This window comes from Streptomyces sp. NPDC060002, assembly GCF_042737245.1.
Lineage (GTDB): Bacteria > Actinomycetota > Actinomycetes > Streptomycetales > Streptomycetaceae > Streptomyces.
Map to the genome: position 1 here is coordinate 1 of NZ_JBHWUW010000039.1, position 24493 is coordinate 24493.

19 protein-coding genes and 2 pseudogenes are annotated in these 24493 nt (G+C 72.0%); 9 read left to right on the plus strand and 12 right to left on the minus strand.

The window, feature by feature from the left end; genetic code table 11:
* Positions 1 to 112 precede the first annotated feature (112 nt).
* The 3 genes from ACFWBD_RS28440 to ACFWBD_RS28450 all read right to left on the minus strand — a co-directional run bounded on the left by ACFWBD_RS28440 (position 113) and on the right by ACFWBD_RS28450 (position 3026).
* The gene (locus ACFWBD_RS28440) at positions 113 to 1315 is read right to left on the minus strand and encodes an IS110 family transposase (protein ID WP_385672622.1); all 1203 of its coding nucleotides are present in this window, start codon (positions 1313 to 1315) and stop codon (positions 113 to 115) included.
* 314 nt (positions 1316 to 1629) lie between these two features.
* A complete protein-coding gene (locus ACFWBD_RS28445; RefSeq protein ID WP_385672625.1) occupies positions 1630 to 2670 on the minus strand; it encodes a zinc-binding dehydrogenase in 1041 nt (346 codons plus the stop codon).
* A 125-nt stretch (positions 2671 to 2795) separates the two neighbouring features.
* Positions 2796 to 3026: a hypothetical protein gene (locus ACFWBD_RS28450; RefSeq protein WP_385672628.1), complete on the minus strand. Its 231-nt coding sequence runs from the start codon at positions 3024 to 3026 to the stop codon at positions 2796 to 2798.
* Between the two features lie 107 nt (positions 3027 to 3133).
* Between ACFWBD_RS28450 and ACFWBD_RS28455 the strand changes: the two genes are divergently transcribed.
* From ACFWBD_RS28455 to ACFWBD_RS28470, 4 genes are all read left to right on the plus strand, one after another.
* Positions 3134 to 3652 (plus strand): MarR family winged helix-turn-helix transcriptional regulator, encoded by a 519-nt coding sequence (locus tag ACFWBD_RS28455; protein WP_385672631.1) that lies wholly within the window; start codon positions 3134 to 3136, stop codon positions 3650 to 3652.
* A gap of 335 nt (positions 3653 to 3987) precedes the next feature.
* Positions 3988 to 4386, plus strand: a complete 399-nt coding sequence (locus ACFWBD_RS28460; RefSeq protein ID WP_385672634.1) for a hypothetical protein — start codon at positions 3988 to 3990, stop codon at positions 4384 to 4386.
* The gene (locus tag ACFWBD_RS28465; protein WP_385672637.1) at positions 4383 to 4850 is read left to right on the plus strand and encodes a peroxiredoxin; all 468 of its coding nucleotides are present in this window, start codon (positions 4383 to 4385) and stop codon (positions 4848 to 4850) included. The genes ACFWBD_RS28460 and ACFWBD_RS28465 overlap by 4 nt, the downstream gene beginning before the upstream one ends.
* Before the next feature lie 123 nt (positions 4851 to 4973).
* Positions 4974 to 7319, plus strand: a complete 2346-nt coding sequence (locus ACFWBD_RS28470; protein WP_385672640.1) for a SpoIIE family protein phosphatase — start codon at positions 4974 to 4976, stop codon at positions 7317 to 7319.
* 62 nt (positions 7320 to 7381) lie between these two features.
* Here ACFWBD_RS28470 and ACFWBD_RS28475 read toward each other — a convergent pair whose 3' ends face one another.
* Positions 7382 to 8212 carry an aldo/keto reductase gene (locus ACFWBD_RS28475; protein ID WP_385672642.1) on the minus strand — a complete coding sequence of 277 codons (831 nt, stop codon included), beginning with the start codon at positions 8210 to 8212 and terminating at the stop codon, positions 7382 to 7384.
* A gap of 202 nt (positions 8213 to 8414) precedes the next feature.
* Here ACFWBD_RS28475 and ACFWBD_RS28480 point away from each other — a divergent pair, with 202 nt between their 5' ends.
* A complete protein-coding gene (locus ACFWBD_RS28480) occupies positions 8415 to 9410 on the plus strand; it encodes a TauD/TfdA dioxygenase family protein (protein ID WP_385672645.1) in 996 nt (331 codons plus the stop codon).
* A gap of 6 nt (positions 9411 to 9416) precedes the next feature.
* On the opposite strand, the gene ACFWBD_RS28485 is transcribed toward ACFWBD_RS28480, so the two are convergent.
* Together ACFWBD_RS28485 and ACFWBD_RS28490 are read right to left on the minus strand one after the other, a co-directional pair.
* Complete coding sequence (locus ACFWBD_RS28485) at positions 9417 to 10478, minus strand: LLM class flavin-dependent oxidoreductase (protein ID WP_385672648.1); 1062 nt, start codon at positions 10476 to 10478, stop codon at positions 9417 to 9419.
* A 70-nt stretch (positions 10479 to 10548) separates the two neighbouring features.
* A complete protein-coding gene (locus ACFWBD_RS28490) occupies positions 10549 to 12054 on the minus strand; it encodes a metallophosphoesterase family protein (RefSeq protein ID WP_385672651.1) in 1506 nt (501 codons plus the stop codon).
* 311 nt (positions 12055 to 12365) lie between these two features.
* On the opposite strand from ACFWBD_RS28490, the gene ACFWBD_RS28495 reads away from it, so the two are divergent.
* Positions 12366 to 13475 carry an LLM class flavin-dependent oxidoreductase gene (locus ACFWBD_RS28495; protein WP_385672654.1) on the plus strand — a complete coding sequence of 370 codons (1110 nt, stop codon included), beginning with the start codon at positions 12366 to 12368 and terminating at the stop codon, positions 13473 to 13475.
* Positions 13472 to 14872, plus strand: coding sequence for an NtaA/DmoA family FMN-dependent monooxygenase (locus ACFWBD_RS28500; protein WP_385672657.1), 1401 nt, complete (start codon positions 13472 to 13474; stop codon positions 14870 to 14872). The genes ACFWBD_RS28495 and ACFWBD_RS28500 overlap by 4 nt, the downstream gene beginning before the upstream one ends.
* Here the strand turns inward: ACFWBD_RS28500 and ACFWBD_RS28505 are convergent.
* The 3 genes and pseudogenes from ACFWBD_RS28505 to ACFWBD_RS28515 form a co-directional block, all read right to left on the minus strand.
* On the minus strand, positions 14832 to 15659 hold the full coding sequence (locus ACFWBD_RS28505) for an MHYT domain-containing protein (RefSeq protein ID WP_385672661.1): 828 nt from the start codon (positions 15657 to 15659) through the stop codon (positions 14832 to 14834). The genes ACFWBD_RS28500 and ACFWBD_RS28505 overlap by 41 nt on opposite strands.
* 142 nt (positions 15660 to 15801) lie before the next feature.
* Positions 15802 to 17610, minus strand: a complete 1809-nt coding sequence (locus ACFWBD_RS28510) for a protein kinase (protein ID WP_385672664.1) — start codon at positions 17608 to 17610, stop codon at positions 15802 to 15804.
* A 237-nt stretch (positions 17611 to 17847) separates the two neighbouring features.
* Positions 17848 to 17982, minus strand: a pseudogene (locus tag ACFWBD_RS28515) (SAM-dependent methyltransferase); the annotation flags it as partial.
* A 367-nt stretch (positions 17983 to 18349) separates the two neighbouring features.
* On the opposite strand from ACFWBD_RS28515, the gene ACFWBD_RS28520 reads away from it, so the two are divergent.
* Entirely contained in the window at positions 18350 to 20755 is a 2406-nt protein-coding gene (locus ACFWBD_RS28520; RefSeq protein ID WP_385672667.1) for a M4 family metallopeptidase, read from the plus strand.
* A 98-nt stretch (positions 20756 to 20853) separates the two neighbouring features.
* On the opposite strand, the gene ACFWBD_RS28525 is transcribed toward ACFWBD_RS28520, so the two are convergent.
* From ACFWBD_RS28525 to ACFWBD_RS28535, 3 genes are all read right to left on the minus strand, one after another.
* The gene (locus ACFWBD_RS28525) at positions 20854 to 22089 is read right to left on the minus strand and encodes a glycoside hydrolase family 64 protein (RefSeq protein ID WP_385672670.1); all 1236 of its coding nucleotides are present in this window, start codon (positions 22087 to 22089) and stop codon (positions 20854 to 20856) included.
* 223 nt (positions 22090 to 22312) lie between these two features.
* Positions 22313 to 23068: a dienelactone hydrolase family protein gene (locus ACFWBD_RS28530; protein ID WP_385672673.1), complete on the minus strand. Its 756-nt coding sequence runs from the start codon at positions 23066 to 23068 to the stop codon at positions 22313 to 22315.
* Between the two features lie 147 nt (positions 23069 to 23215).
* Positions 23216 to 23836, minus strand: coding sequence for an L-threonylcarbamoyladenylate synthase (locus ACFWBD_RS28535; protein WP_385672676.1), 621 nt, complete (start codon positions 23834 to 23836; stop codon positions 23216 to 23218).
* Between the two features lie 318 nt (positions 23837 to 24154).
* On the opposite strand from ACFWBD_RS28535, the pseudogene ACFWBD_RS28540 reads away from it, so the two are divergent.
* A pseudogene (locus ACFWBD_RS28540) lies at positions 24155 to 24472 on the plus strand (MFS transporter); the annotation flags it as partial.
* Positions 24473 to 24493 lie beyond the last annotated feature (21 nt).

Genomic DNA, 24493 nt, shown 5'->3' on the forward strand with positions numbered 1-24493 from the left:
CCACCCCCCAGGTCATCCGTTCGACAGGGGGACACAGTCATGCCGGGCCCGGAGGCCAGCGGTCCCGTTGCAGGACCGCGGAAAACATAACGGGGTGCCCCTATGGGTTTCGTCAAACTGATGGGGTGGGCTGGGGTTCGTAGAAGGTGCCGTCGCGGAGCATCGCGAAGAGCACGTCGGCTCGGCGTCTCGCGAGGCAGAGGAGGGCCTGGGTGTGGTGCTTTCCCTGGCTGATCTTCTTGTCGTAGTAGGTCCGGGAGACCGGGTCGGCCAGAGCTGCGAACGCGGACAGGAAGAACGCCCGTTTGAGCTGCTTGTTTCCGCGGCGGGACGGTTGTTCGCCGCGGATCGAGGAGCCGGAACTGCGGGTCGTGGGTGCGAGGCCGGCGTAGGCGGCGAGGTGGGCGGCGGTCGGGAACGAACTGCCGTCACCCACGTCGATGAGGATGCGGGCTCCGGTCCTGACGCCGATCCCCGGCATGGACGTCAGGACCTTCGAAAGAGGGTGGTTCTCCAGCAGTTCCTCGATCCGGGTGGCCAGAAGTTTCCGCTGGTCGAGCACTGCTCGGAGCGAGTTGGCGAGGCTGGGGACGATCAGAGCTGCCGCGTCGGTGCCCGGGACGACGACGGTCTGTTCGTCCAGGGCGGTGAAGATGTCGTCGACGAGTCGCTCGGCCATTCGCGGCGCCTTCGGACGTATCAACGTGATGAGCCGTCGGCGTCCGGCTTTGCGGATCTGGGCCGGGGAGCCGAACTGGTCGAGGAGCGTGAGCACGGCCGGGTGCTGGACGCGTGGGCCCAGGACGCGTTCCAGCGACGGGTGGATCTGCGTGAGCAGGCCCCGCAGGCGGTTGCTGATGCGGGTTGCTTCGCCGGCCAGGTCGTCGTCGAAGCCGACGATCATCTCCAGCTCGGCGATGGTCTCGTCCTGGAGGTCGACCGAGCGGAGCGTGTGCGGCATGACGCGGGCCGCGTCGGCGATGACGAACGCGTCGCGGGCATCGGTCTTGGCCTCGCCGGGATAGAGGTCGGCGATCCGCCGCATCGTCAGGCCGGGCAGATAGGCGACCTGGCAGCCCATGTCCCGGGCCACCGCCAGCGGCAGGGCGCCGATGGAGGCCGGCTGGTCGACCACCACGAGCACGGTCCCGTGCTTGGCCTGCAGTTTGCCGAACACTTCGCGGAGTTTCGGCTCGCTGTTGGGCAGCCGCTTGTCGAAGGCCTTCTTCCCGGCCGGGGTGACGGCGGTGGCGTGGTGTTCGCCCTTGCCGACGTCCAGGCCGAGGAAGGCGCCGATGTCACTGACGTCGATCACGTGTGTCCTTCGGTCGTCCTCGCCCGGCCGTCCCACGGCACCGATCGCCACATCCACATTACGAAGAGCCTCCCGGCCTGCGAAGAAGCCGGTGGTCATGCCCCTAATCAGCGGTCTGTCGATGCCTCCGGAGCCGGTGACACCACCCCCCAAGACATGCGATCGACAGGGGGAGAAAGTCATGCCAACTCCGAAGGCCGGGCGCCCCATTGCGGGGCTACCAAAAAGGTAATGGGGGAGGGGGCCGTGGGGAGAAGGACGCGGGCCGCCGGCCGGTGGACGTTCCCGGACGGGCGGTCCCGCGTGCGGAGTTCCTAGTCGTCCAGCGTGACGACGACCTTCTCCGCCGCGCCCGGGGTCAGGGCCAGTTCGAAGGCGCGGCCGGCCTCGGAGAACGGGACGCGGTGGCTGATCAGCTTGGCGAACCGCTCCTGGTGCTCGACCAGTTCCGGGGTCACCTCGAAGATCTCGGTCGGGTAGCCCTGGGAGGCGATGAGGGTGAGCTCGCTGCGGAGCATGCCGCCGAGGTCGATCTCGCCCTTCTTCTGCACGGCCACCATGACCAGTTTCGCGTGCCACTTCGCCGACTGGACCACGGTGTCGAAGACCACCGGGGCGCCGGCCGCGTCGATGAAGATGTCGGTGCCCGGCCGGGGCTGGCCGAGGGCGTTGGCGCTCTGCCCGTGGAGTTCGGTCAGCCGCGCGGCCACGTCCTCCTCGGCCGAGTCGATGACCGCGTCCGCCCCGACGGCCAGTGCCTTCTCCAGCCGGGAGGGGATGACGTCGGCGACCACCACGTGCTCCACACCGCGCAGCTTCAGCCAGATCGCCGCGCCCAGACCGATCGGCCCGGCGCCGAACACGACGACCTTGTCGCCCGGTCCCGCCCCGGAGCGGTTGACGGCGTGCCGGGACACGGCCATCGGCTCGTTGAGCGAGGCCACGTCGAACGGCACGGTGTCGGGGAAGACGGCGACGCTCTTTCCGACCTCGGCGTTCTCGATCAGCAGGTACTCGCTCATTCCGCCGAACTTCCCGCCGCAGCCGATGATGCCGGTGGGCGCGGCCTGCGGGTTGACCACCACGCGGTCGCCCGCCTTCAGGCCGTCCACCTCGGCGCCGACCTCCACGACCTCACCGGCCGGCTCGTGGCCGAGCGCCACCGGGATCAGCTCGCCGCCCAGGTGGGCCCGGGCGGGCATACCGCCCATGTGCAGGAAGGTGACGTCGGTGCCGCAGATGCCGCAGGCGCGGATCCGTACGAGCGCGTCCTGGGGACCGGGCACCGGACGATCGACGTCCACGACGTCGATCGTGCCGACTCCGCCGGTCCGGACGGACTTCATCGTGCTCATGAGGGAGCCTTTCTCGCTGGGGGAACTCGGTTGCTGGAGACAGGTGTTGCCGGGCTCGGGGAACCCTGACGCCGTCCGGGGGGCCGCGTCCGGCCCGGACGACCGGTGTCGGGAGGCCGCCCACGTCAGACGCCGCGGGTCTGGAGCACGGTGTCCGCCACGCCCCGCCGGCCGCGCTCGTTGGGGTGGACGGAGGCGGCCGGGGGAGAAGCGGCCGGGGCGGCCGCGCGTGCGTGGAGGGCGGGATGCGTCCCGGGGCCCGGCGCCGGGCGGGGTGGGTGCCGGCTGCCGGGCCCGGGGACCGCGCCGATCCCCGTCCCCACGGGTTCGGCGGCCGGGAGGCCGCCTCCGCTCAAGGCGGCCTCCCGGATTGCTTGAGTTAGGCAAACACATCTGGATTACTTGAGTCAAGCAAGCGAGGTAATTTACTTGAGTTAGGCAACAAGATGGTAAAGTGGGTCGCATGTCCACCGAACCGCTCCCGTTGCCCTCCGTCGCGACTCCGGAAGTGATCGAGATCGAGCGCGCGCTCACTCGCATCACCTACCTGAGCACCCGCGCCCGCCAGCACGACCGGCTGATGACGCTGGCCGGTGTCCCCCTGGACCGCGCCGCCGTGGCGCTGCTGCGGCAGGTCGCCGACTCCGAGCCGCTGCGGCCGGGGGAGCTGGCGCAGCGGCTGGGCGTGGAGGCCTCCCATGTGACCCGCACGGTGCAGCAGCTCCAGAAGTCCGGGTACGTCACCCGGGTCCCCGACCCCGACGACGGCCGGGCCCAGCGGATCCAGCTCACCGAGGCCGGCCGCGCGGCCGTCGGCCGGGTCCGGGACGCGGGCGCCCGGGGGATGCAGCTGGCGCTGGCCGACTGGGCCCCGGAGGAACTGGGGCAGCTCGCCACGCTCTTCCACCGGATGGTCGACGACTTCCTCTCGTACGCCGTGGACGAGGAGACCGAGCAGCCGGCCGCCGCTCCCCGCGTCTGACCCTCAGCCACGCGGGCCGTCCACGGCCGACGCGGCGGTGGCGGGGGCCGGCTCGCGCAGCCCGCGCAGCAGGAACCAGGCCGCCACCGGCGGTATCAGCGGGGGGGCAGACCCGTCCGCAGGGAGGTGGCGTCCGCGAGCGCGCCCAGGGCCGGCTCTACAGCAGATAGACGGTCATCCCGGCAGGCTGTCTTCGGCCGCCGGCAACCGCGGTGCGCCCCGGCCCAGTTGGGCGGAGCACCGCCCCCGTCCCCGGCTCCCGCCCCGCGACCCCGCCGCCGGACCCCCGCTTACCCTCCAGTAATGTCGGGCGCCAGGTCATCAGAGGAGGAACCGTGTCCCGGTCCGAACGCTCACCCCTGCTCCTGGCGGGCCTGCTGGCAGGCATGGGCGTGGCCCACCTCGCCGTCCCGCGCCCGTTCGACGCGATGGTCCCCCGCACGCTGCCGGGTTCGCCCAGGGCCTGGACGCATGCCAGTGGCGTCGCCGAACTGGTGCTGGCGGCGGGAGTGGCCCTGCCGCGCACCCGGAAGGCGGCCGCGCTGGCCACGGCCGCACTCTTCGTCGGCGTCTTCCCCGCCAACGTCAAGATGGCGTGGGACTGGCGGCACCGCCGCACCCCGCTCAAGGCCGCCGCCGTGGCCCGGCTGCCGTTCCAGGTGCCCCTCGTGCTGTGGGCCCGCAACGTCGCCGACAACGCCGGCCAGGCGAAGATCACGGAGGGACGGTCATGACCAAGGCTCTGGAGACCGGCGACCTCGTCGAGGACTTCGCGCTGCCGGACGAGACCGGCACGGTGCGCAGCCTGACCGACCTGCTCGCCGAAGGGCCGGTGGTCCTCTTCTTCTACCCCGCCGCCCTGACCGCGGGCTGCACCGCCGAGGCCTGCCACTTCCGCGACCTGGCGGCCGAGTTCGCCGCCGTCGGCGCCCGGCCCGTCGGGATCAGCGGGGACTCCGTCGACCGCCAGCAGGAGTTCGCGGGACGGCACTCGCTCGGCATGCCGCTGCTGTCCGACGCCGACGGGTCGGTACGGGAACGGTTCGGCGTGAAGCGCGGCTTCTCCCTCGCCCCCACCAAGCGGGTCACCTTCGTCATAGGGAAGGACCGCACCGTCCTGGAGGTCGTCCGCAGCGAGCTGCGGATGAACACCCACGCCGACCGCGCCCTCGACGCGCTGCGCGCCCACGGCGGCTGAGCGCCGGAGCGGGACGGCCGGGCAGGCCAGGCAGGCCGGGACCGGGGAGCCCGGGGAGCGCCGTGCGCCCCGGTCGGCCCGTCGCGGTTGATGCGTCGGAACAAAGGGACCATTCTGGACGACATGGAGCATGTCGTCGCTGCGGCGGTCATCGATGCTCATGGCATCGTGACGGGCTGGAGCGAGGGTGCCCGTCTGCTGACGGGCCACGCGGCCGAGGAGGCCGTGGGCCGGGCCGCGGCCGACCTGCTCGCCGGGGAACCGCCCCGACGTGCGGCCGGCGAGTGGACCGGCCCCGTCGTCGTGCGCCACCGCGACGGCCGGCCCGTCACCCTCGTCGTGACGGCCTGCCCGGTGCTCGGCGCCGACGCCCGTCCCACCGGGTTCACCCTCACCGCGCAGCTGCCCGCGGCCCCGGAACCGACGCTGGCGGGGCGAGCCTTCCAGCAGGCCTCCATGTCGATGTCCGTCTTCGACCCCGGGCAGCGCTATGTGCGCCTGAACGAGACCGCGTGCAAGGTCATGGGTGTACCGGAGGAGGCCCTGCTCGGCCGGCACTTTCCCGAGACCGTCGAGGACGCCGAGCACAGCCGGGGCTTCGACTGGCATCTGCGCCACGTCGCCGAGACCGGCCGCCCGGTGCGCTACGAGAGCTTCACCGGAGCCCCCTCCCTCAACCGGGAACACGCCTGGAGCATCGAGATGTGGCCCGTCCGCGAGGACTCCGGAGCCGTCACCGGGGTCGCCCTGGCGGCTTTCGACAGCAGCGATCAGTACTGGGCCCGGCAGCGGCTCGCCCTGCTGAACGAGGCGGCGGCCTCCATCGGCACCACCCTGGACGTGGTGGGCACCGCCGAGGAGGTGATCGAGCTCCTCGTGCCGCAGTTCGCCGACTTCGCCAGCGTGGACCTGCTCGAGTGGGTCCTGGGCGCGGACGAACCGCCTCCGGTGCCCGACGGCGAGATCGTGCTGCGCCGCGTCGCCCACGGCTCCGGGCACGTGGGCACCCCCGAGGCCGCGGTCCGCCTCGGGGAGAACGACGCCCATCCGCCCTTCAGTCCGCCCGCCCGCGCCCTGCGGGAGGGGCGTGCCGTCCGCCTCCAGGCGGGCGAGCCCGATTTCATGAGCTGGCTCGCCGAACGCAACGCGCGCGCTCCCGAGGGCCGTCGTTTCCGCAGCGGGGTCCACTCGGTGATCGCGGTGCCCCTGCGGGCCCGCGGCACCACCCTGGGCGTCCTGGTCGGCGTGCGTATCGCCCATCCCGACGACTACGAGGCCGACGACGCCGTCTTCGCCGAGGAACTCGCCAGCCGGGCCGCCGTCTGCATCGACAACGCCCGCCGTTTCGCCCGCGAACGCACCACCGCTCTCGCCCTCCAGCACAGCCTGCTGCCCCGCGGCCTGCCCGGACAGGCCGCCGTCGAGGTCGCCCACCGCTATCTGCCCAGCGGCTCCACGGCCGGCATCGGCGGTGACTGGTTCGACGTCATCCCGCTCTCCGGCAGCCGGGTCGCCCTCGTCGTCGGCGACGTCGTCGGACACGGCATCCCGTCCACGGCGACCATGGGCCGGCTCTGCATGGCCGTACGCACCCTCGCCGACGTGGATCTGCCGCCCGACGAACTGCTCACCCACCTCGACGACCTCGTCACCCACCTCGCGGGCTACCAGGAGAGTGGCGACGACGAGGTCGCGGAACTGGGTGCCACCTGCCTGTACGCCGTCTACGACCCGGTCAGCCGCCGTCTCGCCCTCGCCGCCGCCGGCCATCCCGCGCCGGCCCTCCTGCTGCCCGACGGCCGCGCGGAGCTGGTCCGGATGACGACGGGCCCCCCGCTCGGGGTCGGCGGACTGCCCTTCGAGGCGGTCGAACTCGAGCTGCCCGAAGGCGCGGTCGTCGCCCTCTACACCGACGGCCTGATCGAGGACCGCGACCGCGACGTCGACCGCGTCACCGGCGAGCTGTGCAGTGCCCTGACCGCACCCGCCGCGACCCTCGACGCCCTCTGCGACACCGTGCTCAAGGCGGTCCTGCCGGCAGAGCCCAGCGACGACGTCGCCCTGCTGCTCGCCCGGACCCGGGCGCTCGGCGTGAACCAGGTCGCCACCTGGGACGTCGAGCCGGACCCCGCCCAGGTCGCCGCCACCCGCCAGGCGGCGGCCGAGCAGCTGACCGCGTGGGGCCTGGAGGAGGCCGCCTTCGTCACCGAACTCGTCGTCAGCGAACTCGTCACCAACGCCATCCGCTACGGCGCACCCCCCATCCGGCTCCGCCTGATCCGCGACCGCAGCCTCATCTGCGAGGTTTCCGACGGCAGTTCGACCTCCCCCCACCTGCGCCGCGCCCACGCCTTCGACGAGGGCGGGCGCGGTCTGCTGCTGGTCGCGCAGCTCACCCAGCGCTGGGGCAGCCGGCAGACGGACCGGGGCAAGACGATCTGGGCGGAGCAGTCGCTGGAGCCCGGGTGATCACTCCTGGACCGTGCCGCCCCGGAGAGCGGCGCCGACGGGCCGGACCCTGCCGTCAGCGCTCAGAACTCCTCGTGCACCTCGGGGTCGCCGCCCAGCCGCCGGTGCGGCCGCTCCGCGATCGCCGCCAGCTGCGCCGCACCGAGTTCGAAGCCGAAGACGTCGAGGTTGGCGCGCTGCCGCTCGGGGCTGGACGACTTCGGGATGGGGACCGCGCCGAGCTGGAGATGCCAGCGCAGGACGACCTGGCCGGGCGTCACGCCCAGCGACTCGGCGACGGAGACGACGGCCGGGTCCTCCAGGAGCGCCGAACCGCGGCCCAGCGGACTCCAGCTCTCCGTGCGGACCCCCTTGGCCTCGTGGAAGGCGCGCAGCTCGTCCTGCGGGAAGAGCGGGTGCAGCTCGATCTGGTTGACGGACGGCAGTACGCCCGTCTCCTTCTCCAGCCGCTCGATGTGCGCGGCGGTGAAGTTGGAGACACCGATGGACCGGACCAGGCCGTCCTCGCGGAGCTTGATCATGGCCCGCCAGGAGTCGACGAACCTGTCGACCCGGGGAAGCGGCCAGTGGATCAGGTAGAGGTCCACGTACTCGAGGCCGAGCCGCTGCCGGGACTCCTCGAAGGAGGCGAGGGTCTCCTCGTATCCGTGGTGACGGCCGGGCAGTTTCGTGGCCACCACGAGCTCCTCGCGCGGCACCCCGCCCCGGGCCACGCCCCGCCCGACCCCGCTCTCGTTGCGATAGTTCGTCGCCGTGTCGACGAGCCGGTAGCCCAGCCCGAGCGCCTCGGCGACCGACCGCTCCGCCTCCGCGTCGTCCATCGGCCAGGTGCCCAGCCCCAGGGCCGGGAGCTTCGTACCGTCGTTGAGCGTGTACTCCGGGATGGTGCTCACCAGGGGACCTTTCCTCGACTGTGTCGTCCGTGTCGTCCCACCAGCCTCACCGATGAGGCGGGGATCGATCAACCGGAGGCCGCGGGGCGGGGCGTCCGTAGTCGGCGCAGGGTGTCCGACGCCCTGTCGCCAGGCCGTCGGTTCGCTGTCACGATCTTCCCGGAGCCGTGACGGACGACGAGTGAAGACGAGCGGAGCACGCATGACGACGGACAGCCGGGCCACCCCCTTCGACGACCCGAGGGCCGAGGAGGCCGCGCGGGCGGCCGGGGTGCAGGTGAAGCCGGTCGCCGGACACATCGGCGCCGAGATCGAGGGCGTCGACCTGGCCGCGGGACTCGACGACGCCCAGGTCGCCGTGGTCAGGTCGGCGGTGCTGCGCTGGAAGGTGGTGTTCTTCCGCGGGCAGCGCCTCGACCACGCGGGACATGTGGCGTTCGCGCGACGGTTCGGCGAACCCGTCGTCCTGCGCAGGCGCGGCAGCGCCTCGCCGGCGGACTTCCCGGAGATCGAGACGACCGCCGACCGCCTCGAACTGGGCGGGAAGTTCGACATGGAGCACGAGGAGTGGCTCCGGCGCCGCCGGCACACCCTCCTGCGCGGCTGGCACTGCGACCACGGCGCCCGCGTCGACCCGCCGGCCGCGACGATCCTGCGCGCCGAGACCGTACCGCCCTACGGCGGTGACACCACCTGGTCCAACCTGGCGGCCGCGTACGCCGGACTCTCCGCGCCCCTGCGGGAGTTCCTGGCCGGGCTGCGCGCCGAGCACCGGCTCGGCGTCGGCTACCAGCCCCGCCCCGGCGACGACGCGTACGTCCGCCATCTCCTCGACCACCAGGTCGCCTCGGTCCACCCCCTGGTACGCGTCCACCCCGAGACGGGGGAGCGCGTGCTGTACGTCAACGGCTACTACGTCGAGCAGATCACCGACCTCTCCCGCGCGGAGAGCCGGGCCGTCCTGGACATGCTGCTGCAGGAGGCGACACGTCCCGAGTACACGGTCCGCTTCCGCTGGGAACCGGGCAGCGTGGCCTTCTGGGACAACCGTGCCACCATCCACCTCGCGCCGAGCGACAACGCGCATCTGCGCTTCCCCCGCACGATGCACCGGGTGATGCTCACCGGCGAGGTCCCCGTCGGTGTGGACGGCAGGCCGTCCGAGCCGGTGACGGGAACCGAGCCGGGCCGTTGGTGAGCGCCCTCAGACGCCGGCGCCGGGCCGCCACCCCAGTGCCGGGCCCAGCTTCGTCGCCATGTCGGTGAGGATCTGTACGTAGTCCTCGTGCCCGAAGGTGAACGGCAGGGCGAAGGCGACCTCGTCGACCTCGCGGAACGCGGCGTGGGTGTGCAGGCGTTCGGCGATCTCGTCCGAGGTGCCGACCAGGTCCGGTGCGAACAGCAGCCGGGCCGGGCCCTGCGGCGAGGTCGTACGGGGGAGCCGCTTCGCCGCGAACTCCTCGTACTTCGCGCGCTGTTCGGGTGAGGCGGAGTCGGTGGGGACGACCACGAGCCCCTGGGAGACACGGGCTGCCTCGCCGTCGGGGTGGGCGGCGCGGAAGGCGTGGACGTGGGAGACCTGGATCTCGGCGAAGTCCCTCATGTCGTCCGGGCCTTCGGCTTTGACGACACTGCTGGTGAGGAAGTTCATGCCGTGTTCACCGGCCCACCGTGCCGAACCCAGGCTGCCCCCGCCGTACCACAGACGGCGGCCGAGACCGGGGGAGTGCGGCTGCACCCGGTCGGAGCTGTATTCCGTATGCGCCTGCCGCCGCGTGGCCTCGAAGCCCTCGACCCCGCTGAAGTCGGTGGCGGACTTGCCCCGCACCAGGTCCAGCAGCCGCCGCGCCCGCTCGTAACCGAAGTCCTCAGCCTCAAAGGTGTCCGGGTACAGAGCCTCCTTGACCTGCTCGTAGTGCATCGGCGGGCCGACGCTCACCCCCGGGTTGAGCCGGCCCCCGGAGAGGATGTCGACGGTGGCCAGGTCCTCCGCCAGGCGCAGCGGGTTCTCCCAGCCCAGCGGGATGACCGCCGTGCCGAGTTCGATGCGCCGGGTGCGCTGCGAGGCGGCCGCCAGGACGGCGACAGGGGAGGAGATGCCGTACTGGAGGTGCCGGTGGCGCACCCACGCGCTGTCGAAGCCGAGCCGCTCACCCAGCTCGATGATCTCCAGCGTGGTCTCGTGCCCCCGGCCCGGATCGTCCGCGTCGAACAGCCCGATGGTGAGGAAGCCCAGCTTGCGCAAGGGGCGTGAGGTCGACGGCACGGGGGCTCCTCCATGGTTCGACGGCGGGTACGGCCGTACAGGTGTTCTGCGCCGATCGTCGCAGGCGGCCTCAGACCAGCGGGATCGTGACCTCGTCCTCGACCGGCGGGTTCAGTTCCTGCGCGCGGTTCCCGGTGGCCGCGAAGCAGCGCAGCCGGACCGACTCCGGTGTGACGTCCAGCCGCAGGAAGCACTTGAAGAACGGCGGGCTGTACGTCACCGAGCTCGGCGAGAAGAGCTGGGTGTAGATCTTGCGCACCGGCAGCCGGAACCGCTTACGGCGCTCCGGACGGCTCCCGGTGCCCAGCAGGCCGGCCAGCAGGCGGATCCGCCGCGTCACCCTGACCTCCGGGCCCGGTGTGCGGGTCGGCGGGATGCCCAGCCGCTCGGCGACCACCGCCTGGGCCTCGGTCTCGGTGAGGGCGAAGAAGCGGCGCAGCCGCAGCCGGCGCCCGTAGAGCCGGCTGTAGAAGGCGAGGGAGTCACCGCGCAGCGGATAGCAGCGGAAGTCCTCTTCGGCCACGCCGGCGACGGACACCCGGGGGATGGTGTGCGTGGCGTGCATGAAGGCGCCCCCGCCGCCCGAGACCACGTACTGCAGCGTCCGCCCGTCCGCCAGCCGCACCGGGTAGCGCTGGTAGTTGTGGATGTCGCCGCCTATCGCCGCCACGTAGTGGTGCTCGGACGCGCTGACGATGTCGTCGACGGTGCCACCGCCTTCGATGGGGCACGGATGGTACTCGCCGTCGACGTAGAGGGGCGAGCCGGTGACGAGGATCTTGGGGCGCGGGCCCTGCGACACCGCGCGCAGCCACGCGCCCTGTTCGGCGTCGAGCCTGCCCAGCAGCCCGGTGTCGATGCCGATGACGCGCACCGGACCGGCGTCGATAGCCCAGTACGGCCCGGGCTGCACCGCCCGCTGGCCCGTCGCGGACCTCAACGCGCGTGCCTGGGCGAGGCGTTGACCGTCGTGCGCGCGCGGCCGGTGCCACAGCAGGGAGCGCAGCCGGGCGCGGCTGAGGGGGCGGGGCGCGGGCTCGGCGGGCAGGGGCGGGGCGTCGCCGCAGAAGACCCGCATGAACGCGCCCAGATCCTCGTACCAGTCGTGGTTGCCCGGTATCGCGTATATGGGCGCCGGGTAGTCACGGTACGGGCGGAAGAACTTGGTGCCGTAGTCGTCGGCGCTGCCGACCGGATAGATGACGTCACTGGCGAGCACGGCGAAGGACGTGCCCTGACTTGCCCTCAGAAACCCGGGTACGACGGCGTACTGGGGATCGTCGCCCTCACCTGTGTCGCCGATGACCATGAAGGAGAAGCTGTCCGGGTCCGTGCGCCGGATCACCTTGTCCTCGGGTGCGCCGGCCGCCGCCCGCTGCGCCACCAGGCGGCTGCGGGTACGGCCCGTGGGGTCCCCCAACCACGACGCCAGCACGCCGTTGCGGGCGGCCCACAGCATCCTGGGATCGAGCCACGAGATCTTCTCGGTCCGGTCCGGCATGAGCTGCCGGTAGGCGCCTCGGTCGGCCCCGACCCAGCCGGCGCCTTCGGCGGTATCGCGTGAGGAGTCAGACACCGGTGCACCGTAGCAATGATCCACAGCGCGGCAGGAGTCCACCCGTGCCGACTTCATGCACCGGCATCTAATGCCCTTGACACTTTCCGGGGCCGACCACGTAGGTTGAAGCGATCTGTCACGAAGGGCGGAGGCCCCCGATGCGCGCACCTGGCACGACACCGCACGGTGTCGGCACGGGCGCGCGGCTGATCACCCGACGGCATGTCGACTACTGCCGTACCGCCTCCGCCGTCTGTCCTTCCGCACGCCGCTGACCCCCGCCGGCCCGTCGGGCCGGTCGACTCGTCGTGCCCCGGAAGGAACTCCCTTTGTCCGGTCCCGCCCTGCGGCTCGCCGTCGAACTCGACGGCGACGGCGCACACCCCGTGGCCTGGCGCCGCGCCGCCCACTCGCCCGACCATCTGCTCACCCCACGCCGGGTGGCCCGCGTCGCCGCCGCCGCGGAGAACTCCGGGTTCACCCTGATCACCCTGGAGGACGGCGCGCTGCCGCCCGGCGGCACCCCCGACGTCGTCGGCCGCATCGGGTCGGTGGAGCGGGCCGCGTTCCTCGCCGCGTCGACCAGCGTTGTCGGCATCGCGCCCGTCGTGCCGCTCACGTACGCCGAACCCTTCCACGTCTCCAGCCAGTTGGCGTCCCTCGACCACATCTCGGCCGGGCGCGGCGGCTGGGTGGTGGGCGAGGAGGAACACCCCGAGGCGGCCCGGGTCTGGGGCCGCCCGCTCGTCGACGGCGAGGCCGCCCGTGCCCGGGAGTCCCGCGACGGAGTCGAGGTCGTCCGCGCCCTGTGGGACTCCTGGGAGGACGACGCGGTCGTCCGCTCCGTCGCCACCAGCCGCTACCTCGACCGCGACCGGCTGCACTACGTCGACTTCACCGGCGACACCTACGCGGTGAAGGGCCCGGCCATCGTGCCGCGCCCGCCCCAGGGGCAGCTCGTCGTCCTCGGCCGGACCGACCGCGTGCCCGCCGAGCGGCTCGACGTCGCCCTCGTCGGGGGCCGCGACCTCACCGCGGTCGCCGCGGCCGCCGCCGGCGCCGGAACGCCCCGCACCTTCGCCGAGATCGAGGTCGCCCTCGACACGGCCCACGCCACCGCCGAGGAACGCGTCGCCGACCTCGAACAGCACGCTCCCTGGACCGACCGGGGACGGCTGCGCCACATCGGCTCTGCCTCCGGACTCGCCGTCCTGCTCGGGCGGTTGCGGGGCGTCGTGGACGGAGTGCGCCTGCACCCGCTCGTGCTCGACGAGGATCTGCCGGAGCTGTCCCGGCTCGTCCTGCCCCACCTCTTCGAGCGGCGCCTCGCCGTGCGCCCGCTGCCCGGCGCGTCCCTGCGCACCCACCTGGGCCTGGAACGCCCCGCCAACCACTACGCCGCCGGCCCGGACCACGAGGCCCTTCAGGAGACCCGATGACCCGCACCGACCCCCTCGACGTCCCCCGGCCGGACGCCCAGCTGCACTTCGGCGTCTTCTTCCAGGGTGTCAACCACTGGACCATCTGGTCCGACCCGGCCAGCGGCTCCCAGATCGACCCCGCGAACTTCCGGCGGGTCGCCCAGACCGCCGAGCGGGGCCTGTTCGACGCGTTCTTCCTGGGGGAGGGGCTGCGGCTGCGCGAGGTCGACGGACTGATCCACGAACTCGACGTCGCCGGACGGCCCGACGCCATCACCCAGCTCGCCGCGCTGGCCGCCGTCACCGACCGGATCGGCCTGGTCAGCACCTCCAACACCACCTTCAACGAACCCGCCGACCTCGCCCGCCGGCTCTCCGGCCTCGACCTGCTGTCCGAGGGCCGTGCCGGCTGGAACGTGGTGACCACCGACAACGCCTGGACCGGGGCCAACTTCCGGCGCGGCGGCTATCTCGACCACGCCGACCGCTACCGGCGCGCCGAGGAGTTCCTCACCGTGGCCCGCGCCCTGTGGGACGGCTGGACGGACGGCGCCGTCTCCGGCGCCGCGGGCGCCCCCGCCTGGGCGGCGCCGGGAGCCGTGGGCCGGGTCCGGCACCGGGGAGCGCAGTTCGACGTCGACCTCGTGCCCACCCTGCCCCGCAGCGGCCAGGGCCACCCGGTGATCTTCCAGGCCGGGGACTCCGGCGAGGGGCGCGACTTCGCCGCCCGCAACGCCGACGTCGTCTTCTCCGCGCACGGCAACGACTTCGACGACGCGCTCGCGTTCGCCGAGGACCTCCGGCGGCGGCTGCTCGCCGCCGGCCGGCCCGAGGACGATCTGCGCATCCTCCCCGGCACGGAGATCATCATCGGGGCGACGGAGGCGGAGGCACTGGAGAAGAAGCACTGGATACGCCTCCAACAGGTCACACCGGCAACCGCGTTGGGGGTCGCCGGCCTGCTGTGGGGCCTCGACCTCTCGGACCGGGACGCCGACGGGCCGCTGCCCAAGGAGGACCCGGTCCTCGCCGAGAACGACGGCTCCTTCGGCGCCCGGCGCGTCGCCGACCCGCGCGAGGTGGCCGCGGAATGGCGCGAGAAGGCGGAGGCGCACGGCTGGTCGCTGCGCGAGACCGTCATCGCCCTCGGACCGCAGCGCGGCCACGTAGGAACGCCCGCCGGGCTCGCCGACCGGTTCGCCCACTGGGTACGGCACGGCGCCGTCGACGGCTTCAACGTGACGCCGTACCTCATTCCGGACGGCCTCGACGACATCGTCGACCTGCTCGTCCCGGAACTCCAGGAACGCGGTGTCTACCCCACCGAGTACACGGGCCGGACGCTCCGTGAACACCTGGGCCTGCGCGAGCCCCTCACCCACCGCTCCACGACCGACGGGCGGCAGGCGGGCTGACCGCCTCCTCCGCCGTACCGGCCCGCCCCGCCCGGGCGGCCCGGTTCCACTCGCCGTCGCCGAGCACGAGCAGCGGATCGAACATCACCACCACCCCGGCCATCAACAGGAAGATCACCGGTCCGATCAGCATCGGCAGCAGCAGCGAGGTGGGGCTGTCACCGGCCCACGACGAACTCGCGCCGTGCACATGGACGCTGACCGCGGCCATCGCCGTGTAGTGCATCCCGGACACGGCGACGCCCATCACGAGGCTGGCGCCCAGACTCGTCAGGAACCCGCGGATCGTGACGGCCGCCCACAGGGCGGCGGTCGCGGCCACCACGGCGATCAGCACCGAGAGCGCCACCGTGCGCGGGGCGTACTCGATGTCGCCGTTGAGCTGCAATGCGGCCATGCCCAGATAGTGCATGGCGGCGACCCCGACGCCCGTGACGGCCCCCGCGAGCGACAACGACCCTCGGCCGGCGCCCCGGTAGCCCACGATGAACACGCCGACGCCGACCACCACGACCGCGACCGCGAGACTGAGCACGGTCAGACCGACGTGATAGCCGATCCGTGTCTCCTCCACCTGGAAGCCGATCATGGCGATGAAGTGCATGGTCCAGATGCCGCAGCCGATCGACGCGGCCCCCAGCGCCAGCCAACCCGGCTTCCAGGAACCGCCGTTGAGCAGCGTTCGGACGATGCAGCGCAGCCCCAGAGCACCTCCCAGGCAGGCCATCACAAAGGCCGCCACCGGAGTCACCACCCCGTACCGGAAGCCGTCTATCGTGCCTTCCATCATCAACTTCCCCCAGAGTGACGCCTGTTCGTGGAGGATTGTCTACAAGTAGGGGAGTGCTGAAAGCAAGCGTTTCCTGAGAGTCGGCAGTCGAGTTCGCGTTGAACACCGGCGCGGGAGATCCCGTCACCGTCACGGCGGGTCAGTTCGCCTTCCACAGGGTCAGCGCGAGGACGTAGTCGCGCCCCTTGTAGCCCTCCGCGTCCTCCCGGGCGACGACGTCCCTGATCTCCAGCATCGCCAGATTGTTCTCGCCGGTGACGGTGCACAGCACCGTGCCCTTGGTCAGCTCCTGAACCTGGCTGTCGTCGGCGAGCTCGGCGGGCAGCGCGTTCGTCGCCGCGCCCTCGGCGCACTCCTCGGGGGTGGTGCCCGCGCTCTTTCCCGTGGTCGTCACGAAGCGCAGGGGGTGGGTGGTGCCCCACTCCGCGTACTGGAGCTCGGCTCCCGCGGTCGAGCTGCTCGCGTGCGGGTCGATCTCCGGTGTGTCCAGGTCGACGTTGGTGTACGAGCTGCGACCCGAGGTGAACTGGGCGCGCAGGGTGAGCCCCTGGTCCTCGAAGATCTCCGTGTAGCCGCTCGGCGCCGGGCTCTCGGCGGGCGACCCGGCCGCGGTGTCGGTGGGGGCCTGCGACGTGACGGGGGCCGACGAGGTGGCCTGTCCGCCGCTGCCCTTCGCGTCGGCACCCTTGTCGTCTTCGCGGGTGAAGACCCACGCGGCCGCGGCGACGACCACCAGGGCCAGCGCGGCGGCGCCGACGGTGAGCAGGGTCCGCCTGCGGGCCTGCGCCGCAGCGGGGAGCGTGGCGCCGGGCGAGTTGGGGGGCGGGGTCGTGGGCGGGGCGGAGAAGGACGGTGCCGGTGCTCCATGGGAGGAAGGGGCGGTGGGCGGCTGTGGCGGCTCGGTGGGCCGGGGGACATGGGTCGGCGTGTATCCGCCGGGCGCCGCGGAACCGGGCGGCGGCGTCGCCGCGCCCGCCGCGGTCGTGGAGCCGCTCGCGGGATCGGGTCCGGGCTCGGTCCGGGCCTGCTCACGGGCGAGTCGCTCCCGGTCGGCGATGCCCGTCGCGACCGGGGCGGGCAGCCAGCCGGTGAAGTCCCGCAGCGGGCGTTCGCTCGACTCCTGGCACAGTGCGGCCAGTTCGGGAGGAGTGGGGCGGGCGGCGGGGTCGGCCGTCAGGGTGCGTTCGAGGAGGGCGCGCAGCGGTTCGGGATAAGCCGTCAGATCCGGCGGGCGGAACCCGGTGTTGGCGATCCTGGTGGCCAGGGTGATGGCTCCGAAGTCGCCGTAGGGGTGACGGCCGGTCGCGGCCACGGCGGCGATCAGGCCGAGCGAGAAGACGTCGGTCGCCGGGGTGAGGTCCTGCCCGCCCGCGTGCTCCGGCGACATGAACTGCGGGGTGCCGATGAGCCCGCCACTGCGGGTGAGCTGGGTGGCGTCGGCGGCCCGCGCGATGCCGAAGTCGATGATCCACGGCCCGTCGGAGCCGATGAGGATGTTGCTCGGTTTCAGGTCCCGGTGGATCACACCGGCCTTGTGCACGGCGTGCAGTGCCTCCGCCGCGCAGCCGGTCAGCTGGAACACCGTGGGCAGCGGAAGCGTCCCGTGCCCGGCGAGGATCTGGTCCAGGGCGAGGCCGGGGACGTAGGTGGTGGCCAGCCAGGGCTGGGACCCGGTGGTGTCGTGGTCGACGACGGGGACGATGTGGTAGCCCTGCACGCGCCGGGCGGAGGTCGCCTCCTGCTCGAAGCGGCGGCGGAACTCGGGGTCCTGGGCGTACTCCCGGCGGATCACCTTCAGGGCGACCGGCTGGTTGCCGCGCGTGCGGGAGAGGTAGACGGAACCCATGCCGCCCTCGCCGATCCTGGCGAGCAGCCGGTAACCGGCCACCTCCCGCGGGTCGTCGGGCCCCAGCGGTCTCAACCCGCCACCGATCTCGGCATTGTTCATGAGTCAACCCCCTCGCGAGGGCGTGATCGTACCTGTGCGACCCGGGCAGCGGGAAGCATCCGGGGAGATCAGGGAAAACGGTGAAAGCCGCTGAGAATAAAGGGAGTTGAGCGGAACTCCGCCCGGCTGCGCCGATGGACATGGGAGTGCGCGCGGAGGCCGGGATCTCCTGCCGGCAGCCCGGACGCCCGTCCCGCCCACCGCGGCGGCGCCCGCCGGGCGGGTCTGAGTTCGGTCACGTCCTCGTCCGTCGAGGCGCAGAGCCTCGGCGAGCATGTCCGCCAGCCCCGGGGCGTACGGGAGCCGCCCGCGCCGGTAGTGGGCGGCGGTCCCCGCGAACAACAACTCGTCCCACTCCCACCCGGCCACCACGCCGCCCACCGCTTTCGCAGGGATCCCCTTTGTCTGTTTGCTGATGATCCCACGGCCGGGGCGGCGCACACCGGCCCGACCGGCCCGGCCTCGCCCGCCGGTACAGCTGGCGCACAGCCTTCTCACAGTCAGGCCGGGGGGTGGGGCCCCCGCCCCGCCCGGCACCGAGGGATAACCCTTGAAGCGTCCGGCTTGGGCTGACATGCCACTGTCAACCCTGCCATTCTCCCACCCAACTACCGCGCACCAGCGGCAAGTTGCCTTCCCTTGCTTACGGTCCCGCACAACTCAGCTCGTCCCGGACAGCACACCCGTCTGCCCGGTCTGTCACCGGCCGTTCCCCACGGCCGCCGCAGTAGGAGAACGAGTGAGACCCAACCCCCGCAAGCGGACCACGGTCGGAGCGGCCCTGCTCTCCACCGCCGCACTCGTGGCCCTCGGTGTCCAGACGGTTCCGGCGACCGCGCTGCCCGCAGCCCCCCACCCCAGCCCCGTGCGTGCCGGTGGCCTGCCCGCCGACCTCACACCCGCCCAGCGCACCACGCTGATCAAGAGCGCCGAGGCGAAGTCGACGGACACGGCCGAGTCGCTCGGACTCGGCGCCCAGGAGAAGCTGGTCGTCAAGGACGTCGTCAAGGACAACGACGGCACCCTGCACACGCGTTACGAGCGCACCTACGCCGGTCTGCCCGTCCTCGGCGGCGACCTCGTCGTGCACACGCCCCCGGCCTCGCTGGCCGCCGGCACGGTGAGCACGACCTTCAACAACAACCGCCGTACCGTCTCCGTCAAGTCCACGACCGCCACGTACAGCAAGACGGCCGCCCAGACCAAGGCCCTGACGGCCGCCAAGGCGCTCGACGCGCAGAACCCCGCCGCCCAGAGCGCGCGCAAGGTGATCTGGGCCGGCGAGGGCACGCCCAAGCTCGCCTGGGAGACCGTGGTGAGCGGTCTCCAGGACGACGGCACGCCGAGCAAGCTGCATGTCATCACCGACGCGGCCACCGGCGCGAAGCTGTCCCAGTTCGAGGGCGTCCAGACCGGCACCGGCAACAGCCAGTACAGCGGAACCGTCACCATCGGCACCACGCTGTCCGGCTCGACGTACCAGCTGAACGACACCACGCGCGGCACCCACAAGACGTACAGCCTCAGCAACGGCACGTCCGGCACCGGCACCCTGATGACGGACGCCGACGACACCTGGGGAACGGGCTCCGGCTCCAACACCCAGACCGCCGGCGTCGACGCCCACTACGGCGCCCAGGTGACGTGGGACTTCTACAAGAACACCTTCGGCCGCAGCGGCATCAAGAACGACGGCGTCGCCGCCTACTCCCGCGTCCACTACAGCACGGCGTACGTCAACGCCTTCTGGGACGACGACTGCTTCTGCATGACCTACGGCGACGGCACCAGCAGCACCCACGCGCTGACCTCGCTGGACGTCGCGGGCCACGAGATGAGCCACGGCGTCACCTCCAACACCGCGAACCTGAACTACACCGGGGAGTCGGGCGGCCTGAACGAGGCCACCTCCGACATCTTCGGCACGGGCGTGGAGTTCTACGCGGCCAACTCCTCCGACGTCGGTGACTACCTCATCGGCGAGAAGATCGACATCAACGGCGACGGCACCCCGCTGCGCTACATGGACGAGCCGGACAAGGACGGCGGCTCCGCCGACAGCTGGTACTCCGGCGTCGGCAACCTCGACGTCCACTACTCCTCGGGCCCGGCGAACCACATGTTCTACCTGCTCTCCGAGGGCAGCGGCAGCAAGACCATCAACGGCGTCACCTACAACAGCCCGACCTCGGACGGCGTCGCCGTCGCGGGCATCGGCCGGGCCGCGGCCCTTCAGATCTGGTACAAGGCGCTGACGACGTACATGACGTCCAGCACCACCTACGCGGGCGCCCGCACCGCCGCCCTCAGCGCGGCCACGGCGCTGTACGGCTCCAGCTCCGCCCAGTACGCCGGAGTCGGCAACGCCTTCGCCGGCATCAACGTCGGCAGCCACATCACGGTCCCGTCGACCGGTGTCTCGGTGACCAACCCGGGCAGCCAGTCCGCCACGGTCGGCACCGCGGTGAGCCTGCAGATCTCCGCCAGCAGCACCAACAGCGGCTCGCTCACGTACGCCGCGACCGGTCTGCCCGCCGGCCTGTCGATCAGCAGCTCGACCGGCCTGATCTCCGGCACGCCGACGACGGCCGGCTCCTCCAGCACCACCGTCACGGTGACCGACAGCACCGGCGCGACCGGTACCGCGGCCTTCACCTGGACCGTCAGCTCCTCCGGCGGCGGCGGGTCCTGCACCGCCACGCAGCTGCTGGGCAACGCGGGCTTCGAGTCGGGCAGCACCACCTGGACGGCGACGAGCGGTGTGATCACCAACTCCAGCAGCCAGGCGGCCCGCACCGGCTCCTACAAGGCCTGGCTCGACGGCTACGGGTCGACCCACACCGACACGCTGACGCAGTCGGTGACGATCCCGAGCGGCTGCACCAACACCACGTTCACCTTCTACCTGCACGTCGACACGGCCGAGACCACCACCAGCACCCAGTACGACAAGCTGACGGTCACCGCCGGGACGACCACGCTGGCCACCTACTCCAACCTCAACGCCGCCAGCGGCTACGTCCAGAAGTCCTTCAGCCTCGGGTCCTTCGCGGGCTCCACCGTGGCGCTGAAGTTCTCGGGCGTCGAGGACTCCTCGCTCCAGACCAGCTTCGTCGTGGACGACACCGCCGTCACGACCGGCTGATCACCACGGGCTGATCACCACCGGCTGATCGGCTCCGAACGACGACGTCCCGCACGCGGGCTCCCTCCGCGTGCGGGACGTCGTCGTGTGCGTTCGGTTCAGTTCAGCGGGTCGAGCGTCAGGTACGCCTGGAGCGGCGAGCCGTCGTGGACGAGGGACTCCTGCCGGCCGACGTCGTCGAAGGCGAACGCGTACGCCTTGCCGTCCGCCATCTGCGCGTGAATCTTGCGGGCGTAGTGGTTGGTCACCGTGTCCTGGTAGAAGTTCGCCGTCGTGGTGTCCGGCTGGTTGGGGTTGACCAGGAGCGTGGAGCGGTTGAAGCCCGCGCACAGGGTGCGGGAGATCGGTCCGCGCACCGCGTCGTTCGGCGCGTCCAGCAGTCTGTGGCAGCCGAAGATGCTGGCCGCGTCCGGCTTCTGGAAGCTGGTCACGACCGCGCCGGAGGAGTTGGTGAAGTTCATGACCCCGCCTGAGACCCGGCCGTAGTACTTGGTGCCCGGCCGGTCGGCGAACGGGGTGACGGTCAGCGTGGTCGTCGCGTACTTCTGCCAGACGCGGTTGACGTAGTCGTCCATGACGTTCGCCGGGAGGGCGCCCGTCTCCACCCCGTACAGCGGGGCCAGAGCCCGCAGCACGGTGCCGTCGGACCGGGTCTGGACGAGGTTGGCCCAGCCGCCGGGCTGCCCGCGCAGTGCGTTGAAGAAGCCGGTGTAGCCACCCGCCTTGAGGTGCCCGGCGCTGATGGTGGTTCCGTCGGCGCGCTGCACGCCGACCGCGTACGGCGCGGAGAACATGTCGACCTGAGTGCTGTTCAGCCACAGCCCGGAGTCGTTCAGCGTGTACTCCGACCAGTTGAACAGGATGTTCCGGTTCGGGTCGGTGGGGTTCTGCACGGCCGGCTGCACCAGCCCGCCGGTGGTCAGCCGGAAGTCGAGCTTCTGTCCGTAGGAGAAGTAGACCCGGCCGGAGAACTTGGGGATCCGGATGGTGGCGGACCGTCCGGCGGCCGGGCCCGCGATCGAGGCGTCGGGCGCGGGCGTGGGCGGGTTGCCGCCGGCGGGCCAGGCGTGGAAGGTGCCGTTCGCGTCCGCCCAGCCCTGCCGGCCCGTCGTCAGCTGGGTGCCGAGGTTGTAGACGTACAGGGCTTCGCCGCGCCCCGAGTTGTTGGTGATCTTCAGCGGGATGGTGTCGGGGACGGCCGCCTGGGCCGGGGGGCCGAGGGAGAGCAGCGCGCCGACGAGAGCGGCGGCTCCGGCGATTCTGAGTGCGAGCGTGATCCTTGAGAGCACTCTCCACCTCCGTGCGGGTAGGCCTGTGGGGTTGGTCCGTACCATGTTGAGAGCGCTCTCAAAGTCGCATCGAGGTTGTGCCCATGTCAACAATGTGGACGGAAGCGGAGACAGAAACAGAGGCGGAGACAGAAACAGAGCGGAGACAGAATCAGAGGCGGAGACGGAATGGAAAGGACGCCCTCGGCACGGCTCGTGCCGGGGGCGTCCCGGTGCTCGGTCCCGGCGCCCGGTCTCCGCACGCTGTCCGGGTGTGCGGTCCCGTCGCTCAGAAGGTCCGCTTCAGCAGCTCCAGCAGCGCGGCCCAGTGCCGCTCGGAGCCCTTCTCGTCGTACGCGGCGGTGTCGGCCTGCGTGTAACCGTGCTCGGCGCCGGCGTAGACCTCGCAGGTGTGACGGACGCCCGCTGCCGTGAGGGCGTCCTCGAAGCGCGCGATCTGCTCGGGCGGCAGGGAGTGGTCGTTGTCGGCGTGGCCGAAGTACAGCTCGGCCGTGATGTGCTCGGCCGCCAGGTGGGGACTGTCCGGCGCGTCGGTCGCGAGCCGCCCGCCGTGGAAGCCGGCCGCCGCCGCGACCCGGTCCGGATACCCGCCGGCGGTCCACAGGACGAGCCGGGCGCCCATGCAGTACCCGGTCAGCGCCACCGGGCCGTCCGTGACGAGCGGGCTCTCCTCCAGCCACCGCAGATAGGCGCCCGCGTCCCGCACGGCCGACTCGGAGGTGAGGGACTGGATGAGCGGGCCCAGGGCCGCGAAGATCTCCGGGCGCGCGCCGGGGTCGATGAACTCGGGCAGCTCCACGACGGGTGCGCGCCCGTGCCGGTAGAACACGTTCGGGACCAGCACCGTGTAGCCGGCCTCGGCGAGCCGGTCGGCCATCGCCCGCAGGTGCGGGCGCAGCCCGAAGGCGTCCTGGTAGAGCAGCACACCCGGCCGGGGCGCCCCGTCGCCGGGATGCGCGAGATAGGCGTCGGCGACGCCGTCCTCGGTGGGGATGTCCACGGCTGTTCCCTGTACGGAGGTCATGGGGGGTGCCTCTCTGCGCGGTGCACTACGGCGAGCGAGCGAGCGATCGACCGGCCCGGTGGGACCGGGCGGCGACCATCGTTGCATGCACCATCCACCCGCCCTCCGGGACGCCCCCGTGCCGCGGGCGTCGGGGCGCGGAGCGCGCTACTCGAACCGGGAGGTGTCACCCGCCCCGTGCCGCACGACCGCCGCCTCGCCGTCGGAGAAGTCGATGACCGTGGTCGGCTCGGTGCCGCAGTCCCCGGAGTCCAGCACGCCGTCCACCACGTGGTCGAGCTGGTCCTTGATCTCCCAGCCCTGGGTCATCGGCTCGTCCTCGCCGGGCAGCAGCAGGGTGCTGGACAGCAGCGGTTCACCGAGTTCGGCGAGCAGGGCCTGGGTGACCACATGGTCCGGGATGCGCACGCCCACCGTCTTCTTCTTCGGGTGCTGGAGCATGCGCGGCACCTCCTTGGTCGCCGGGAGGATGAAGGTGTAGCTGCCCGGCGTCGACGCCTTGATCGCGCGGAACACGTCCTTGTCCACTCGTACGAACTGGCCGAGTTGCGCGAAGTCCTGGCACACGAGGGTGAAGTGGTGCTTGTCGTCCAGCTCGCGGATGGCCCGGATCCGGTCGATGCCGTTCTTGCTGCCCAGCCGGCAGCCCAGCGCGTAGCAGGAATCCGTCGGGTACGCGATCAGCGCGTCCGCCCGGATGGCGGCCGCGACCTGGGAGATGGTGCGCGGCTGAGGGTTGTCGGGGTGCACGTCGTAGTACTTCGCCATTGGCCGAGCTTATGCCGTGGCAGGGGGCGGCGACTCCGCAGGACCGCTGTGCGGCTCGCCCGGGAGGAACTCCCAGCTGTCGGCGAGCGGTCCCAGTGCCGTCGCGGGGTCGGTCTCCCAGCCGTGGCGCATCCAGTGCCGGGCGAGCTGGTCGAGCTGGGTCGTTCGACGAGGTCGTCTCCGCCGTCGAGGCGGGGCTCGAACAGGCCGGCCGCTTCGCCCCGGACTCCCGGCGGCTGCGCGTCTTCCTGGCACCCGGCGCGCGGGACGGCCGCGTCAGACTGCCTGCCGGTCGACTGCCATGGAGCCGCTGACCTGCTCGGCGGCGCCCTCGGGAGCTCCGTCCTGGTCTCCGTGATCAGCGCCGGGGCCGGCTCCACCCTCGGTGGCGAACTCACCGACGCCGGTGTGCCCGCCCCGCGGCCGACAGCCTGAAGCAGGCCACGGACGCCGTCGCGATGGGCGTGGCGCCCGTCTCGGACGCCACGCCCGCGCAGCTGCGGGCGGCCGTCGGCGAGGGCAGCGGGCAGGCCTATGAACGGCCTGCACGCCGCCTCCGTGGTCACCGGCCCGCTGTGCGTCGCGGGAGCCGTCCTGGCCGCAGTCGGCATCAGGAAGTCCGCGGCGGCCGGCTGACCTCGCACCCCGGTCCCGAGG

Excerpts from the sequence above, each read along its gene's own strand:
- ACFWBD_RS28505 (WP_385672661.1), bottom strand. The coding sequence starts at position 15,659 with ATGGAAGGCACGATAGACGGCTTCCGGTACGGGGTGGTGACTCCGGTG.
- ACFWBD_RS28480 (WP_385672645.1), top strand. The coding sequence starts at position 8,415 with ATGACGACGGACAGCCGGGCCACCCCCTTCGACGACCCGAGGGCCGAG.
- ACFWBD_RS28465 (WP_385672637.1), top strand. The coding sequence starts at position 4,383 with ATGACCAAGGCTCTGGAGACCGGCGACCTCGTCGAGGACTTCGCGCTG.
- ACFWBD_RS28455 (WP_385672631.1), top strand. The coding sequence starts at position 3,134 with ATGTCCACCGAACCGCTCCCGTTGCCCTCCGTCGCGACTCCGGAAGTG.
- ACFWBD_RS28510 (WP_385672664.1), bottom strand. The coding sequence starts at position 17,610 with ATGAACAATGCCGAGATCGGTGGCGGGTTGAGACCGCTGGGGCCCGAC.
- ACFWBD_RS28500 (WP_385672657.1), top strand. The coding sequence starts at position 13,472 with ATGACCCGCACCGACCCCCTCGACGTCCCCCGGCCGGACGCCCAGCTG.
- ACFWBD_RS28470 (WP_385672640.1), top strand. The coding sequence starts at position 4,974 with ATGGAGCATGTCGTCGCTGCGGCGGTCATCGATGCTCATGGCATCGTG.
- ACFWBD_RS28535 (WP_385672676.1), bottom strand. The coding sequence starts at position 23,836 with ATGGCGAAGTACTACGACGTGCACCCCGACAACCCTCAGCCGCGCACC.
- ACFWBD_RS28525 (WP_385672670.1), bottom strand. The coding sequence starts at position 22,089 with ATGGTACGGACCAACCCCACAGGCCTACCCGCACGGAGGTGGAGAGTG.
- ACFWBD_RS28445 (WP_385672625.1), bottom strand. The coding sequence starts at position 2,670 with ATGAGCACGATGAAGTCCGTCCGGACCGGCGGAGTCGGCACGATCGAC.
- ACFWBD_RS28530 (WP_385672673.1), bottom strand. The coding sequence starts at position 23,068 with ATGACCTCCGTACAGGGAACAGCCGTGGACATCCCCACCGAGGACGGC.